The sequence below is a fragment of the Bosea sp. (in: a-proteobacteria) genome (assembly GCF_023953965.1).
Taxonomy (GTDB): Bacteria; Pseudomonadota; Alphaproteobacteria; order Rhizobiales; family Beijerinckiaceae; genus Allobosea.
Genome location: NZ_JAMLIX010000001.1, coordinates 279,695 through 293,845, shown reverse-complemented (window position 1 = coordinate 293,845; position 14,151 = coordinate 279,695). Strand labels below are relative to the sequence as shown.

General features: G+C 62.8%; 15 protein-coding genes. 9 read left to right on the top strand and 6 right to left on the bottom strand.

The features are described from left to right. The first annotated feature begins 16 nt into the window (after positions 1-16). The 9 genes from leuC (at position 17) to M9917_RS01270 (ending at position 8,939) form a co-directional block, all read left to right on the top strand. The gene (gene leuC, locus M9917_RS01310) at positions 17-1,423 is read left to right on the top strand and encodes a 3-isopropylmalate dehydratase large subunit (RefSeq protein WP_297250507.1); all 1,407 of its coding nucleotides are present in this window, start codon (positions 17-19) and stop codon (positions 1,421-1,423) included. A gap of 17 nt (positions 1,424-1,440) precedes the next feature. Next, positions 1,441-2,085, top strand: a complete 645-nt coding sequence (leuD, locus tag M9917_RS01305; RefSeq protein WP_297250506.1) for a 3-isopropylmalate dehydratase small subunit — start codon at positions 1,441-1,443, stop codon at positions 2,083-2,085. A 181-nt stretch (positions 2,086-2,266) separates the two neighbouring features. Continuing rightward, a complete protein-coding gene (locus M9917_RS01300) occupies positions 2,267-3,040 on the top strand; it encodes an HpcH/HpaI aldolase family protein (protein WP_297250505.1) in 774 nt (257 codons plus the stop codon). Between the two features lie 21 nt (positions 3,041-3,061). Continuing rightward, on the top strand, positions 3,062-4,048 hold the full coding sequence (gene gcvA / locus M9917_RS01295) for a transcriptional regulator GcvA (protein ID WP_297250504.1): 987 nt from the start codon (positions 3,062-3,064) through the stop codon (positions 4,046-4,048). 350 nt (positions 4,049-4,398) lie between these two features. Next, complete coding sequence (locus M9917_RS01290) at positions 4,399-5,610, top strand: IS256 family transposase (protein ID WP_297254662.1); 1,212 nt, start codon at positions 4,399-4,401, stop codon at positions 5,608-5,610. A 2-nt stretch (positions 5,611-5,612) separates the two neighbouring features. Next, positions 5,613-6,398 carry an ABC transporter ATP-binding protein gene (locus tag M9917_RS01285; RefSeq protein ID WP_297250503.1) on the top strand — a complete coding sequence of 262 codons (786 nt, stop codon included), beginning with the start codon at positions 5,613-5,615 and terminating at the stop codon, positions 6,396-6,398. Next, positions 6,395-7,147: an ABC transporter permease gene (locus M9917_RS01280; protein WP_297250502.1), complete on the top strand. Its 753-nt coding sequence runs from the start codon at positions 6,395-6,397 to the stop codon at positions 7,145-7,147. Before M9917_RS01285 ends, M9917_RS01280 begins: the two co-directional genes overlap by 4 nt. After that, a complete protein-coding gene (locus M9917_RS01275; protein ID WP_297250501.1) occupies positions 7,144-7,944 on the top strand; it encodes an ABC transporter permease in 801 nt (266 codons plus the stop codon). The genes M9917_RS01280 and M9917_RS01275 overlap by 4 nt, the downstream gene beginning before the upstream one ends. Positions 7,945-8,513: 569 nt before the next feature. Further along, entirely contained in the window at positions 8,514-8,939 is a 426-nt protein-coding gene (locus tag M9917_RS01270) for a helix-turn-helix domain-containing protein (RefSeq protein ID WP_297250500.1), read from the top strand. A gap of 253 nt (positions 8,940-9,192) precedes the next feature. On the opposite strand, the gene M9917_RS01265 is transcribed toward M9917_RS01270, so the two are convergent. The 6 genes from M9917_RS01265 to M9917_RS01240 form a co-directional block, all read right to left on the bottom strand. Then, complete coding sequence (locus tag M9917_RS01265; RefSeq protein ID WP_297250499.1) at positions 9,193-9,750, bottom strand: HNH endonuclease; 558 nt, start codon at positions 9,748-9,750, stop codon at positions 9,193-9,195. A gap of 224 nt (positions 9,751-9,974) precedes the next feature. After that, a complete protein-coding gene (locus tag M9917_RS01260; RefSeq protein WP_297250498.1) occupies positions 9,975-10,859 on the bottom strand; it encodes a 3-hydroxybutyryl-CoA dehydrogenase in 885 nt (294 codons plus the stop codon). Positions 10,860-10,941: 82 nt separating this feature from the next. After that, positions 10,942-11,898 (bottom strand): electron transfer flavoprotein subunit alpha/FixB family protein, encoded by a 957-nt coding sequence (locus M9917_RS01255; protein ID WP_297250497.1) that lies wholly within the window; start codon positions 11,896-11,898, stop codon positions 10,942-10,944. Continuing rightward, a complete protein-coding gene (locus tag M9917_RS01250; protein WP_297250496.1) occupies positions 11,898-12,644 on the bottom strand; it encodes an electron transfer flavoprotein subunit beta/FixA family protein in 747 nt (248 codons plus the stop codon). The genes M9917_RS01255 and M9917_RS01250 overlap by 1 nt, the downstream gene beginning before the upstream one ends. Positions 12,645-12,810: 166 nt before the next feature. Then, positions 12,811-13,509 carry a rhomboid family intramembrane serine protease gene (locus M9917_RS01245; protein ID WP_297250495.1) on the bottom strand — a complete coding sequence of 233 codons (699 nt, stop codon included), beginning with the start codon at positions 13,507-13,509 and terminating at the stop codon, positions 12,811-12,813. Positions 13,510-13,517: 8 nt separating this feature from the next. Further along, on the bottom strand, positions 13,518-14,099 hold the full coding sequence (locus M9917_RS01240) for a cob(I)yrinic acid a,c-diamide adenosyltransferase (protein WP_297250494.1): 582 nt from the start codon (positions 14,097-14,099) through the stop codon (positions 13,518-13,520). Positions 14,100-14,151 lie beyond the last annotated feature (52 nt).

Sequence of the window (14,151 nt, the reverse complement as noted above, 5' to 3'; positions counted from 1 at the left end):
GATTGGAGAGCGACCGATGTCCGGTGCGATGACGCTGTTCGACAAGATTTGGAATTCACATGTGATCCGCGAGGTCGACGACGGCGTTTTTCTTATCCACGTAGACCGCCACATGGTTCACGAATGCACGTCCGGTGCAGCGTTTGCGGGCCTCGAGCGAGAGGGTCGGCTTACGCGCAGCCCCGAACTCACTCTCGGGGTGGTGGATCACATCTTGTCGACAGCCCCGGGGCGAAACGGGGAGACTTTCGAAGGCGGTCGTGAGTTTGTCGAGCTCATCAGGGGGAACTGCCCCAAACATGGCATCGAGCTCGTGGATGTCGACGATCCACGGCAGGGGATTGTCCATATCATCGCCCCGGAGCTGGGTGTGGTCCTGCCGGGGACGACCCTGGTCTGCGGCGACAGCCACACATCCACCTGTGGCGGGCTCGGCGCTTGGGCGTGGGGCATCGGAACAAGCGAAGTCGAGCACGTTCTGGCGACGCAGACCATTCTGCAGCGGCGGCCAAAGCGGATGCGCGTCACCTTCGAGGGTGCAGTTCGGACGAATGTCTTCGCCAAAGATTTGATCTTGTACCTGATCGGCCAGATCGGCGTCGCCGCCGGTCGCGGGCATATGGTCGAGTACGCGGGTGCGGGCATCCGCGGGCTGTCCATCGATGAGCGTCAGACCATCTGCAACATGTCGATCGAGTTCGGCGCGCGCGCGGGCCTGGTCGCGCCCGACGATACGACCCTGAACTACCTGCACGGCCGCCCTTTTGCCCCGAAGGGAGCCATGTGGGACGCCGCAGTCGCGCACTGGCGCACGCTCAAGAGCGATGACGACGCGATCTTCGACACGGAGGTTGTCGTCGATTGTTCCAAGATCAAACCCCAGGTCACCTGGGGCACGACGCCGCAGGACGTCTGTGCGATCGATGCCCCGATTCCCGATCCCAAATCCTTTGCGGACCCGGTCCGCAGCGCGGCGGCCGAGCGCTCGCTGGCCTATCTCGGTCTTGAGCCGGGCCGCCCGCTGGAGGGCCTGCCGATCGACGTGGCCTTCATCGGCTCCTGCACCAACAGCCGTCTGACCGACATCGAGGCGGCCGCGAAGGTCGTGAAGGGGCGCAAGGTATCCCCGAATGTGCGTGCCCTCGTCGTGCCCGGTTCGGCTCAGGTGAAGCACGCCGCGGAAGCCCAAGGGCTCGACCAGGTCTTCAAAGACGCCGGGTTTGAATGGCGGGAAGCCGGCTGCTCGATGTGCGTCGCGATCAACGACGACTTCGTTGGCCCCGGCAAGCGGTGCATTTCCACCTCGAACCGCAATTTCGAAGGAAGGCAGGGGCCGAAGAGCAGGACGCACCTTGCCAGCCCCGCCACGGTCGCCGCGAGCGCCATTCGTGGCGCCATCGCCGACCTTCGCAAAGTTGCGTGAATGATAGGGCCAGAAAGATGCAGAAAGTCAGCGTTGTCGACGGCGTGGCGGCCCATTTCCGGCAGCCGAATATCGATACCGACGCCATCATCCCCGTATCGTACCAGAGAAGCCTCAAGCAAAATCCTGGAATCGGGCTCTTTGGTGGTTGGCGCTACGATCTGAACGGAGAGGAGGTTGCGGATTTTATCCTGAACAGGGAACCGTATCGCAACAGCAAGATCATCGTTGGCGGCGTCAATTTTGGTTGCGGAAGCTCGAGGGAATTCGCCGTCTGGGCGATGAAGGGATTCGGCATCGAGTGCATTATTGCCGAGAGCTTCGGCGATATCTTCTACGAAAATTCCTTCAAGAACGGCTTGCTCCTGGTCACGATGTCCTCGGATGAAATCGCTCGCCTGCAAGATCACCTTGAGCACACGAACAATCCCAGCATGTCCGTGGATCTCCTCAAGAACCTCATTTCGTTGCCGAATGGAGTGACGTTGCCCTTTGCTATCCCGGAGGCCCGAAGGCGAGCGCTGATCGAGGGTCTCGATGAAATCGGGCAAACGCTCTGCTTTGAACAGGACATCCGCGATTTTCAGGCGAAGCTGCGGGCGCAGCAGCCATGGATCTGGCCGGGCAGGGCGGACATGCAGCTCTCTGCGACAGGAACCTGACCAGACCTCCTCTGTCTCTACGCGTGGCTCGAGAACGCTGAGCGTGAGTGCGCGGCGGCGATGGCTCTGGTGCGTCGAGCTCGGCGATGTCGACCGGGCGCTCATCCGATCCGCCGATGATCGCGCGGCGCGTCGCTCCAACCGCCAGCGTTGGGCTGGAGCCAGCAAGGAGACGGGGACAATGTCCATGATGCAGCTTCCATATTGGCTCGATGCCGGCAAAACCGTCCTCAACGGCTACTGCATGATTGCGGATCCGTTTGTAGCAGAGGCGTTCGCGCGCCAGGGCTTCGACGCCGTCACCATCGACCTTCAGCACGGGCTCGCGGACTATGCGTCGGCATTGCGCATGCTCCAGGCCATGACCAGCTGCGATGTCGTGCCGCTCGTCCGGGTGCCGGGGCTGGATCCCGGGCTCATGATGAAGCTTCTCGATGCGGGGGCCCTGGGCATTACCTGCCCGATGATCAGCAGCGCTGCGGCGGCGGAGCAGTTCGTCCGGAGCACCTCATACCCGCCATTGGGCGAGCGCAGCCTCGGCCCGATTCGGGCTGGGCTGATCTACGGCCGCGACTATGCCGGCCAGGCGAACGCCGCCATCGCGCGCCTGGCCATGATCGAGACCGCCGCTGGTCTGGAAAACGTCGAGGCCATCGCAGCGGTGCCCGGGCTGACGGGGCTGTATATCGGTCCTGGCGACCTCTCCCTGGCACTCGGGCGTCCCAGCCGTTACGATGGTTTCGATCCAATCGTCGAAAAGGCTGTCGAGAGAATTCTGGCGGCCTGCCGCGCAAACAACATCATCGCCGGTACCTTCGCGCCGACTGCGGAGAGGGCCAACGAGCTACGGCGCCTCGGTTTTCGGTTCATTACATTGAACACCGATATCGCGGCGCTTCAACAGCAAGCGAAGGTTTGGGTGGATGGCTACCGCAAATTGGCCGAAGATGGCTGAGCCTTTTCGGAGTGCTGGCGCATGCGACCGGATATCGAGACGCGAAGGATCGACTTTCGGCTTCCCCCGCTCAATTCAGCGCGCGCCTTCGAAGCAGCTGCCCGGCACAAGAGCTTCAGTCTAGCCGCAGCCGAGCTCTGTGTAAGCCAGGGCGCTATCAGCCGCCACATCATAGCGCTCGAGAAGTTGCTCGACGTCAAATTGTTCGAGCGCCTTCATCGCAGGGTTGTCCTCACAGAAGCCGGGCGCTCATACTTTTTCGCGCTCAACGAGGCGCTGTATCAGATCGCGATCGCAACCGACCGGCTTCGCGGCGGTCGGGCCGCATCCCGGTTGACGGTGATGGCGCTTCCGACATTCACGGCGCGTTGGCTGATGCCGCGGCTGGGGTCTTTCAACGCGCTCCATCGGGATATCGCCGTAGAAATCACCACAGCCAACGACCCCTTCGATGCGAGCCGCTCCGATTTCGATGTCGCGATCGGATATGGTCTGGGCGATTGGAGCGAGTTGATAGCCGATGAATTGTTCGGTGAGCGGCTTGTCGTCGTTTCGAGCCCCCGCCTGGCTGATGGGCGAGCCCCTCCGCATCACGTGGACGACGTGCGCGATTTTGCCCTGCTGCATTCGATCAACCGGCCGGGAGAGTGGCGCAGGTGGTTGGATAGCGTCGGCTTGTTCGAAGTCTCCGATCAGGGCGGCCTCCGCTTCGGCAGTTCGGACCTGGTTTACCAGGCTGCCAGATCGGGCCTTGGTCTCGCGCTGGCGCAAACGCCATTCATTGGCGATGATCTGAAAGAGGGGCGGCTGGTCCGAATCTTCGATTCCCAGCCGCTCACGCGGCGCAGCTACTATCTGCTCTATCCGCGGGCAAAAAGATCGTGGCCCGTCGTTCAGAAATTCCGCCGCTGGGCGCTCTCCGAGGCCAACCAATGGCGCCTCGAGAACCAGAAGGCCTTGACCTCCGAGGCCACCGACCGTGACGCAACGAAAGACGCGACGCAATAAAATACAATCAAGCGGACGGTACCCTCCATAGTGTCGCAAAAAATGGGAGCTTCACTTTGGCCGCACAACGACCCCCGCTGCGACCCGTCAGCACCGTGGAAACCGATGATCAGACTGTCACAGTGCATGCCCGCTTGCGGGGTGTGACGCGCGTCTTCAGCGGGGAAGGAGGGGCCGGCACCGTGCACGCATTGGTAGCGTCCGAGGACGTGGTGTAATTTCGGGGAGCGCTTTCGGTGGAAACAGCGGTGGAGAATCCGCTGCGTTTTTGGCCAAAACCGGTGTGGGCACCGGGTCCGTTTGAGAAGGTGGAGTTGCAAGACTTCGACCTGACCGAAACGGAGAACCCGATGACCGAGGACAGATTAGCGCTTGCCGAGCTTTCCGCGAAGAGCGGCGACCCTGATTTTCTGCGCGCGATCGCCGAGAGCGTGCTGCAACTGATCATGGAGGCCGATGTCGATGGCCTGATCGGGGCTGGGCGATACGAGCGCGGCGAAGCCCGGCAGACCTGGCGCAATGGCTACCGTGACCGGACGCTCGACACCCGGCTGGGCACGCTGAACCTGAAAATCCCGAAGATGCGCAGCGGAGCCTACTTCCCCGGCTTCCTGGAGCCGAGGAAGACGGTGGAGAAGGCGCTGGTCGCCGTCATCCAGGAAGCCTGGATCAACGGCGTCTCGACCCGCAAGGTCGATGAACTGGTGCAGGCCATGGGGATGACGGGCATCTCGAAATCGTCGGTGTCGAAGCTGTGCAAGGACATCGACGAGCGGGTGAACGCCTTCCTCAAGCGCCCGTTGTCCGGCGACTGGCCCTATCTGTGGCTCGACGCCACCTATCTGAAGATGCGCGAGGGTGGGCGTATTGTCTCCGTGGCGGCGATAATCGCGGTCGCCGTCGATACCGACGGAAAGAGGGAGATCGTCGGCCTTCACATCGGCCCGTCCGAAGCCGAGCCGTTCTGGACCTCGTTCCTGCGCGATCTGGTGCGCAGGGGACTGACCGGGGTCAAGCTGGTCATCTCGGATGCCCATGAAGGGCTGAAGGCGGCCCTTGTCCGCGTGCTCGGCGCGACATGGCAACGGTGCCGGGTTCATGCGATGCGCAATGCGCTGGCCTACGTTCCCAAGGGCCAGCACACCATGGTCGCCGCCGCGATCCGGCAGGCGTTCATCCAGCCCGACCACGACAGTGCCGTGCAGACCTGGCGGCATGTCGCCGACCAACTCCGCGCCAGATGGCCGAAGCTGGGAAGCTTCATGGATGATGCGGAAGCCGATGTGCTCGCCTACATGGCCTTCCCCGCCCAGCACCGCTCGAAGCTGCACAGCACGAATCCGCTGGAGCGGCTCAACAAGGAGGTGAAGCGCCGGGCCGATGTCGTCGGCATCTTCCCGAACGAGGACAGCATCGTCCGCCTGATCGGAGCCGTCCTGCTCGAAGCCAACGACGAGTGGCAGCTTCAGCATCGATACATGCAGGTCGAGGCCATGGCGGACCTCAACACACCGGCGATCGAGGACGAAAGGCCCCTTCAGATTACACCAAAGGCCGCCTGATCATGACGGCCCGGTCCCACACCCGAAATTACACCACATTGACGGACGCTATCCACGCATTGGGGCCGCTCGACCTCGATTTGATGAAGGGCGAATTCTTTTCTGTCGTCGGTCCCTCCGGTTGCGGCAAATCCACACTGCTCGATATCGTCGCCGGCCTGGCGGCTCCAAGCGGGGGCGAGGCCAGCTTCGAGGACAAGGATCTCCGGGGATCCGTTCCCGATGGCGTGGGCGTGGTTTTTCAGGAAGATGCCAGTTTTCCGTGGCTTTCCGTCTGGAACAACGTGGCGTTCGGGCTCCGTCGGAAGGGCGTCGACGAGGCTGAGATAAGGCGCCGCGTTGACGATGCATTGCGCCTCATCGGGCTTGAGCAGTTCCGCGAAGCCTACCCCCGCCAGCTCTCCGGCGGGATGCGCCAGCGTGTGTGTATCGCCCGAACGCTCGTGCTTCAGCCCCGGCTGATTTTGCTGGACGAGCCATTCGGCGCGCTGGATCAGCAGACGCGCCTTCTGATGGGTGACGAGCTGTTGAAACTCTGGCGAGAAACCGGTGCGACCGTCGTTCTCATCACCCACGCACTCGACGAAGCCGCAATGCTGTCCGATCGTGTCGGCGTGATGTCCTCGCGTCCCGGCCGCTTCATGGAGATCATCACGACGGGCTGGCCGAAGAACCGTGACAGCCGTATCGCGGAGAATGAGGAATTTGGTCGCATCACGACCCGTTTGTGGTCGCTGTTGCGGGGCGAATCGATGAAGGCGATGCAAAGTGGAGGCCCGGGGCGATGAAGCGTGCCACCAGGCTCCAGCTCGGCTCGGTGGTCGCGGCCGTCATCCTGCTCGAAGTCGGCTCTCGAAGCGGGATGATTTCGAGTTTCACCTTCATTCCGCCAAGCGTAATGGCGGTGCAACTTTACAAATCCTTCGCAAATGGATCGATATTTCCCAGCCTTCGGTCGACGTTGGTCGGTGTCTTCATCGCGGCCGTTGCGGCGATCATCAGCGGATTTGTCTTTGGATCGATCATCCACGCCCTTCCCAGGGTACGCAGGACATTTGAGCCGCTATTCTCGAGTTACTATGCGGTCCCGATTTGGGCGTTCTATCCGATGTTCGTCTTTATGTTCGGTTTGACGGACGTGCCCAAAATCGTGATCGGCTACCTCTATGCGCTTGTGGCCATGATCGTCAGCACGATCAACGGGCTTGATGTCGTTCCGAAGGTTTTTGAGAAGACATCTCGTGTTTTTGGAATGACAAGATCGACAACATTGCGGTTGATCGTTATTCCATATGCTATTCCATACGTATTTACCGGTGTAAAGCTAGCGATATCTTATGCTTTTATCGGTATCGTCGGGGCAGAATTCATTTTGTCGACGAGCGGCATTGGATATGAAATCTCGTGGGCCTACATAAGTTTTGAGAACAAGCCGCTATACGCCATGGTCTTGCTGATCTTGATCCTTTCCGTCGGCATCAACATGGCGCTTTTCGCCTGGGAGCGCGCGCTTACAAAGTGGAAGGTCGAACTATGACCAGCGTCGTGCCGCCCTCAGTTCGTACGCCTTCCTTCGCCCGCCTTCGTGTTGGCGGGGTCGCCCAGCGGGCGCTGGATAGCTTGATCCTTGTCGTTGCCCTGATCGTCATCTGGCAACTGCTGTATGACCTCGTGGGAAACGTTGCCCTTTCGTCGCCGCTGACCACAATTCGTGGTGCGGGAAGTCTGTTGGCCTCGGGGGAGTTCTGGTTCCACACGGCCAGTACGTTCAAGGCGTTCCTGCTCGCCATGGCGATTGCGGTGGCGGGAGGCGTCCTGATCGGGATCGTGCTCGGCTCCAAGCAGATTCTCCGTGAGGCCTATGAGCCGATCCTGGTATCGTTCTACACCGTTCCGAAAGTTTCATTCTTTCCGATCATCCTCCTGCTGTTCGGTATCGGACTCGCCGCTCAAGTCGCGTTCGGCGTTATCCATGGCATCGTTCCGACCGCCATTTTTACGATCAATGCCGTGAAAAACGTGAAACCCGTCTTATTCAAGACGGCGAACGTGTTGCGCCTGACGGCCTTCCAGAAATGGATGCTCGTGGTTGTCCCGTCGGTCCTTCCGCAGGTATTCACCGGGATTCGAATTGGTGTCTCCTTGACGTTCATCGGAACGATTCTCAGCGAGATGTTCGGGTCCCACCGCGGCCTCGGCTATATGTTGATGCAAGCTATAGGCATCAATAATGGTGATCTGATCATGTCGTTGACGCTGATTATTACAGTGTGGGCTATCGTCCTTAACTCCGTGCTTTTGTTCATCGATGGAAAGCTCCACAACAGGGGGTGAGGCTTCGCGTGCCGGGGCGTCCCGGCTTTGCGCCACAGCCGTCGGGGTCGACGTGGAAAGCGTCTGCGTCACGATCGAAGCCCGGACTCGCCGCTGTCGTCGCTGGCCGTCGCCGAAGCCGTTGACCGGCTGCCTCTTGTCTGCACGACGACCGGCCTCAAGGCTATGGCCTGACGACCGCTCATGAAAGCGGGGCCGTCTTCGGTGCGCCCCCGGCTTCTGCGGCAGCTGGCTCGGGGTATGTCGATCGTTCCGCCTGGAGCACCGGACCGAAAAATGGAACCCACCTTTCAGAAAACCAGTTGTAAAACAAAAGCTTAGATCGCCGCTTTGCGTCCCGTAGACGCACGGTGATCTCGCGCTTTCATTTGTCCGTTTGCCGCGACGATGAAAGCCGATGCGATCTCAATCGATCTCCGGCGAGCAGACAAGCGCCCTGATCCAGGCGCACGCCATCCTGAACTCGCATGAGATTATCTCATGCTGGAATAGCGAAAAACTGCGTTGAACGACTGGCTCAATGAGGGTCGAATTCAACAAAATAACAATGAATATAAGGGATGGACTCAATGAGGATCGTATCAACGGTTAATCTTCCCACGAAAAATAAAGTATTTTTTACAGATTCACAGAATCAAACCTCAGAAGAGATAGTTAGTACGGTCATGAATTTTGTAAATGATCGTTTGAACTCTAAGATTTCTTTGAAAGACATTGAGGAAATCGTAAATTGCAGCGTCTTCCGCGTGATCCGGGCGTTCCGCAAGGAGCTTGGGCTCACGCCTCATGCGTTCATCATCCAGCAGCGCATTTACAAGAGCTTGGAGCTTCTGGAGCTCGGCGAGCCGGCTGCCGGTATTGCCGTCGATTTGGGTTTTGTCGATCAAAGCCACTTCAGCCGCCACTTTAAGCGGATTCTGGGCGAAACGCCCAGCCGCTATCGCGAACGGGCGGCAAGTAGTGCCGTCAAGGAGAGACGGCGGTTCGCAGCATGATGTGAGTGAATCCGGACCGATCATGGCGGCTGGCAAAGCCCCATACCGCGTCGAGGACGCCGACGACCGTAGCGCGCCGCGTTGAGATCAGCACGCTGATCGCGGCCGCGACGGCGCGTACGACGCCGCCCGACGCCCGATCAGCGCGGATGGCCCGCGACGCGAGGAAAGCGCATCTGCTTTTCGGTGGGATGAAACGGGTTGCGGGGAGCGTTCCGCTCTTACGAGATGCGCGACAGCCGCGGCCTGAGCCTCACGGCTCGAGCTCCGTATCCCAGTAGAGATAGTCGAGCCAGCTTTCGTGCAGGTAGTTCGGCGGGAAGAGCTTGCCGTTGCGGTGCAGGTCGTTGACAGTCGGCGCATAGGGCTTCTGGGCCGGGAACATCTCGACCCTGGCCGGCATCTTGTCGCCCTTGCGCAGGTTGCAGGGCGAGCAGGCGGCCACGACGTTCTCCCAGGTGGTCAGGCCGCCCTTGGAGCGGGGGACGACGTGGTCGAAGGTCAGTTCCTCATGCGCGCCGCAATACTGGCAGGCGAAGCGGTCGCGCAGGAAGACGTTGAAGCGGGTGAAGGCCGGTGTCCGTGACGGCTTGATGTAGCTCTTGAGCGAAACCACCGAGGGCAGCCGCATGTCGAAGCTCGGGCTGCGGACGACGGTGTCGTATTCGGAGACGATGTTGACGCGGTTCATGAAGACCGCCTTGATCGCGTCCTGCCAGCTCCACAACGACAGCGGATAGTAGCTGAGCGGCCGGAAATCGGCGTTCAGCACCAGCGCCGGACAGCCGTCCGGCGATGCCATCGGATGCATCATATGCGCCGTCAAACCCGTCGCACCTCCGCTTCGTCGAGCGGGGCGAATCCCGCCCGACCATCAATGTAAGCGCGAGACGACGGGAATGTGAAGAAACTTGTTGCAGGTGCAACAAACGTCTGCGCGCGGAAAGGGGGCGTCCTCATCCGCGGCAGTGAAACGGTCGATTGTGCTGTTTTCAGGCCGAATTTTCGCGGTTCCCGTGTCGCCGGCCCGTTTCCTCAGCGTGTCGGGACCGGCTTCTCGCCGCGATAATCGTAGAAGCCGCGCTTGGTCTTGCGGCCGAGCCAGCCGGCCTCGACATATTTCACCAGGAGCGGGCAGGGCCGGTATTTCGAATCGGCCAGCCCGTCATGGAGAACCTGCATCACCGAGAGGCAGGTATCGAGGCCGATGAAGTCGGCGAGCTGGAGCGGCCCCATCGGGTGGTTGGCGCCGAGCCGCATCGCGGTGTCGATCGCGTCCACCGAGCCGACGCCCTCATAGAGCGTGTAGACGGCCTCGTTGATCATCGGCAGCAGGATGCGGTTGACGATGAAGGCCGGGAAATCCTCGGAGACCGAGACGGTCTTTTGCAGCGCGGCGACGAGGCTCTTGGCGCGCTCGAAGGTGCCGTCGTCGGTGGCGATGCCGCGGATCAGCTCGACGAGCTGCATCAGCGGCACGGGATTCATGAAATGGATGCCGATGAAGTGCTCGGGGCGATCGGTCGCGGCGGCAAGCCGCGTGATCGAGATCGAGGAGGTGTTGGAGGCCAGGATCGCGTCGGGCCGCAGATGCGGGCAGACCGCCGTGAAGATCTTGCGCTTGACCTCCTCGTTTTCGGTCGCGGCCTCGATCACGAGATCGCAATCGCCGAGATCGGCAAGGCCGATGGCGGGCTGGATGCGCGCGATCGCCGCCCGGCGTTCCTCCTCCGCCAGCGCGCCCTTCGCGACCTGCCGGGCCATGTTGCCGTCGATCGTGGCGAGCGCGGCGTTGATGCGATCCTCGGCGATGTCGTGCAGCCGGATGCCGAAGCCGGCGGCGGCCGCGACATGGGCGATGCCGTTGCCCATCTGGCCTGCCCCGATGATACCGATCGTCTTGATCGCGTGGTCCGACATGGTTTGATCCCGGATGAACGTTCAGGCTCCCGCGGGAGCGGAACGGGCCGCCCTGGGGCGGCCCGGAAGTGGTGGTTCCGTGCTATCCGCCGGCCTTGGCGAGTTCGGCGTCGAGCTCGGGCAGGACGGTGAAGAGGTCGCCGACGAGGCCGTAATCGGCGATCTGGAAGATCGGCGCCTCCTCGTCCTTGTTGATCGCGACGATGACCTTTGAGTCCTTCATGCCGGCCAGATGCTGGATCGCGCCGGAGATGCCGACCGCGATGTAAAGCTCCGGCGCGACGACCTTGCCGGTCTGGCCGACCTGCCAGTCATTGGGGGCGTAGCCGGCATCGACCGCGGCGCGCGAGGCGCCCATCGCCGCGCCGAGCCTGTCGGCGACCGGCTCGATCACCTTGCCGAAATTCTCGGCCGAGCCGAGCGCGCGACCGCCCGAGATGATGATCTTGGCGGAAGCCAGCTCCGGACGGTCGGACTTGGCGACCTCCTCGCCCTTGAAGGACGAGCTGCCGGGGTTCTCGGCCGCCGCGACGGCCTCGACCGGAGCCGAGCCGGCTCCATCAGCCCCTTGGCCCGCCGCCGCGAAGGAGGCGGTGCGGATGGTGATGAGCTTCTTGGCGTCGCCCGACTGCACCGTCTGGATGGCGTTGCCGGCATAGACCGGGCGCTCGAAGGTGTCGGGCGAGACGACCTTGGTCACGTCCGAGACCTGCATCACGTCGAGCAGGGCGGCGACGCGCGGCAGCACGTTCTTGCCCGTCGTGGTCGAGGGCGCGACGATGGCGTCGTAAGCATCCGCGAGCTTGACGATCAGCGCCGCCAGCGGCTCCGCCAGCGCATGGCCGTAAGCGGCGTCGTCGGCGAGCAGCACCTTCTCGACGCCCGCAAGCTTGGCGGCCGCATCGGCCGCGCCCTTGGCACCCTGGCCGGCGACGAGGATGTGGACGGGGCCGCCGAGCTTGGCGGCGGCGGTCAGCGCCTTGGCGGTGGCGTCCTTGACGGAGGCGTTGTCGTGTTCGGCGATCAGCAGCGTGGTCATCAGATCACCCCGGCGGTCTTGAGCTTGGAGACGAGTTCGGCGGCCGAGGCCACCTTGACGCCGGCGGAGCGGCCGGCTGGCTCCACCGTCTTCAGCACCTTGAGCCGTGGCGAGACATCGACGCCGAGCGCCTCGGCGGAGGTCTCGTCGAGCGGCTTCTTCTTCGCCTTCATGATGTTGGGCAGCGAGGCATAGCGCGGCTCGTTCAGGCGCAGATCGGTGGTGACGATAGCCGGCAGCTTGAGCGACACGGTCTGGAGGCCGCCATCGACCTCGCGGGTGACGTCGACCGAGCCGTCGCCGATCGCGACCTTCGAGGCGAAGGTGCCCTGCGGCCAGCCGAGCAGGGCGGCCAGCATCTGGCCGGTCTGGTTGCAGTCGTCGTCGATCGCCTGCTTGCCGAGGATGACGAAGCCGGGGTTTTCCTGCTCGACGATCCTTTTCAGGAGCTTGGCGACCGCCAGCGGCTCGACCACGCCGTCTACCTTGACCAGGATGCCGCGATCGGCGCCCATGGCCAGCCCGGTACGGATCGTCTCGGCCGCCTGCTGCGGGCCGATCGAGACAACGATGACCTCGCTCGCCTTGCCGGCTTCCTTCAGGCGCAGCGCTTCTTCCACCGCGATCTCGTCGAACGGGTTCATCGACATCTTGACGTTCGCCAGCTCGACGCCGGACCCGTCCGCCTTGACGCGGATCTTCACGTTGTAATCGACAACCCGTTTCACGGGCACCAAGATCTTCATCGTCCGATCACCGTATCAGAAGAGATGCGCCTCACGCCGCGCCGTCCCTGGCGACAGGACAGCGGCATCGCGGCCCTCGGCTGGAATGCGGGGGGACCGTAACGACGCCCGTTTGCGCTTGTCAACGCCCGTCGGAGCTGCGGCCCGGAGGCGAGATGGCGCGGCTTCAGCTACGGACGGGCCCGCGCCCGAACAGGGCGATGTTGCGGTGCACGAAAAGCGGGGTCAGCGCGGCCCCCGTCGCCAGCCCGCCGAGATGCGCCCACCAGCCGATCGCGCCGTCGGCGCCGAGGAGGGCGGCGGCCGCCTGCAGCAGGATCCAGCCGCCGAGTGCATAGAGCGCCGGGATGTGGATCGGGATCCAGTTGAAGGCGAGCCCCCAGATGCGCACCTGCGGATAGATCATCAGATAGGAGGCGATGACGCCGGAGATGGCGCCCGAGGCGCCGATCAGCGGCTGCTCCGAATCCGGATGCATGCCGGCATGGAAGAGCGAGCCGCCGAGCCCGCACAGGAAGAAGAAGACGAGGAAGCGGGCATGACCCATCGCATCCTCGACATTGTCGCCGAAGACCCAGAGGAACAGCACGTTGCCGATCAGATGCGCGAAACCGGCGTGCAGCAGCACGTTGCTGAACAGGGTCAGCCAGGGTGGCAGATGGGCAAGCCCTTCCGGCAGCACGGCCGTGCCGAACAGCACCGAGGGGATCATCCCGAACCCGGCCATGATCGCAAGCTCCGCCTCCTGCCCGGGCCAGAGCCGCAGGGTAAGCCGCAGCACGAGGCAGGCGCCGATCAGCCCGTAGGTGACGCCGGGCGTGCGCATGAAGCGCAGCGGCACGCCATCATGCAGGGGAACGAACACGCGCGGACTCAGCGATTGGCGCCGGGCACCCAGAGCACGTCGCCGGCCGCCTTGGCGTTGAGGAAGCGGGAGGCGACGAACAGGAAGTCCGAAAGGCGGTTGATGTATCTGAGCGCGGGCGCGGCGACGCTCTCGCCCTCGGTCGCGGCGAGCTCGGTCATCAGGCGCTCGGCCCGGCGGGCGACCGTGCGGGCGAGGTGGAGATGGGTCGCGGCGAGCGTCCCGCCCGGCAGGACGAAGGAGCGCAAGGGGGAAAGATCCGCGTTCAGCGCGTCGATCTCGGCCTCGATCCGGTCGACCTGGGCCTGGACGATGCGCAGGGGCTCGAAGGCGAGGGGCTTGTCCGTCTCGGGCGTCGAGAGATCGGCGCCGAGGTCGAAGAGGTCGTTGCTGATGCGTCCCAGCATGGCCTCGACCCCGGCATCCTCCGCCGCCGCATGCAGGCGGGCGAGCCCAATGCAGGCATTGGTTTCGTCGACGGTGCCGTAGGCTGAGACCCTGAGGTCGAATTTCGGCCGGCGCGGGCCGCTCGTCAGCCCGGTGGTGCCCTTGTCGCCGGTGCGGGTATAGATGCGGTTGAGCTTGACCATAGCTTGCTTATAGCGCGGCCGGTGCGGGACGGAAGCGGGTTTCCACCGCCGC

Bases quoted from the DNA above. Each gene is read 5' to 3' on its own strand.
- leuC (WP_297250507.1), top strand. From the start codon at position 17: ATGTCCGGTGCGATGACGCTGTTCGACAAGATTTGGAATTCACATGTG.
- leuD (WP_297250506.1), top strand. From the start codon at position 1,441: ATGCAGAAAGTCAGCGTTGTCGACGGCGTGGCGGCCCATTTCCGGCAG.
- M9917_RS01300 (WP_297250505.1), top strand. From the start codon at position 2,267: ATGTCCATGATGCAGCTTCCATATTGGCTCGATGCCGGCAAAACCGTC.
- gcvA (WP_297250504.1), top strand. From the start codon at position 3,062: ATGCGACCGGATATCGAGACGCGAAGGATCGACTTTCGGCTTCCCCCG.
- M9917_RS01290 (WP_297254662.1), top strand. From the start codon at position 4,399: ATGACCGAGGACAGATTAGCGCTTGCCGAGCTTTCCGCGAAGAGCGGC.
- M9917_RS01285 (WP_297250503.1), top strand. From the start codon at position 5,613: ATGACGGCCCGGTCCCACACCCGAAATTACACCACATTGACGGACGCT.
- M9917_RS01280 (WP_297250502.1), top strand. From the start codon at position 6,395: ATGAAGCGTGCCACCAGGCTCCAGCTCGGCTCGGTGGTCGCGGCCGTC.
- M9917_RS01275 (WP_297250501.1), top strand. From the start codon at position 7,144: ATGACCAGCGTCGTGCCGCCCTCAGTTCGTACGCCTTCCTTCGCCCGC.
- M9917_RS01270 (WP_297250500.1), top strand. From the start codon at position 8,514: ATGAGGATCGTATCAACGGTTAATCTTCCCACGAAAAATAAAGTATTT.
- M9917_RS01265 (WP_297250499.1), bottom strand. From the start codon at position 9,750: ATGCATCCGATGGCATCGCCGGACGGCTGTCCGGCGCTGGTGCTGAAC.
- M9917_RS01260 (WP_297250498.1), bottom strand. From the start codon at position 10,859: ATGTCGGACCACGCGATCAAGACGATCGGTATCATCGGGGCAGGCCAG.
- M9917_RS01255 (WP_297250497.1), bottom strand. From the start codon at position 11,898: ATGACCACGCTGCTGATCGCCGAACACGACAACGCCTCCGTCAAGGAC.
- M9917_RS01250 (WP_297250496.1), bottom strand. From the start codon at position 12,644: ATGAAGATCTTGGTGCCCGTGAAACGGGTTGTCGATTACAACGTGAAG.
- M9917_RS01240 (WP_297250494.1), bottom strand. From the start codon at position 14,099: ATGGTCAAGCTCAACCGCATCTATACCCGCACCGGCGACAAGGGCACC.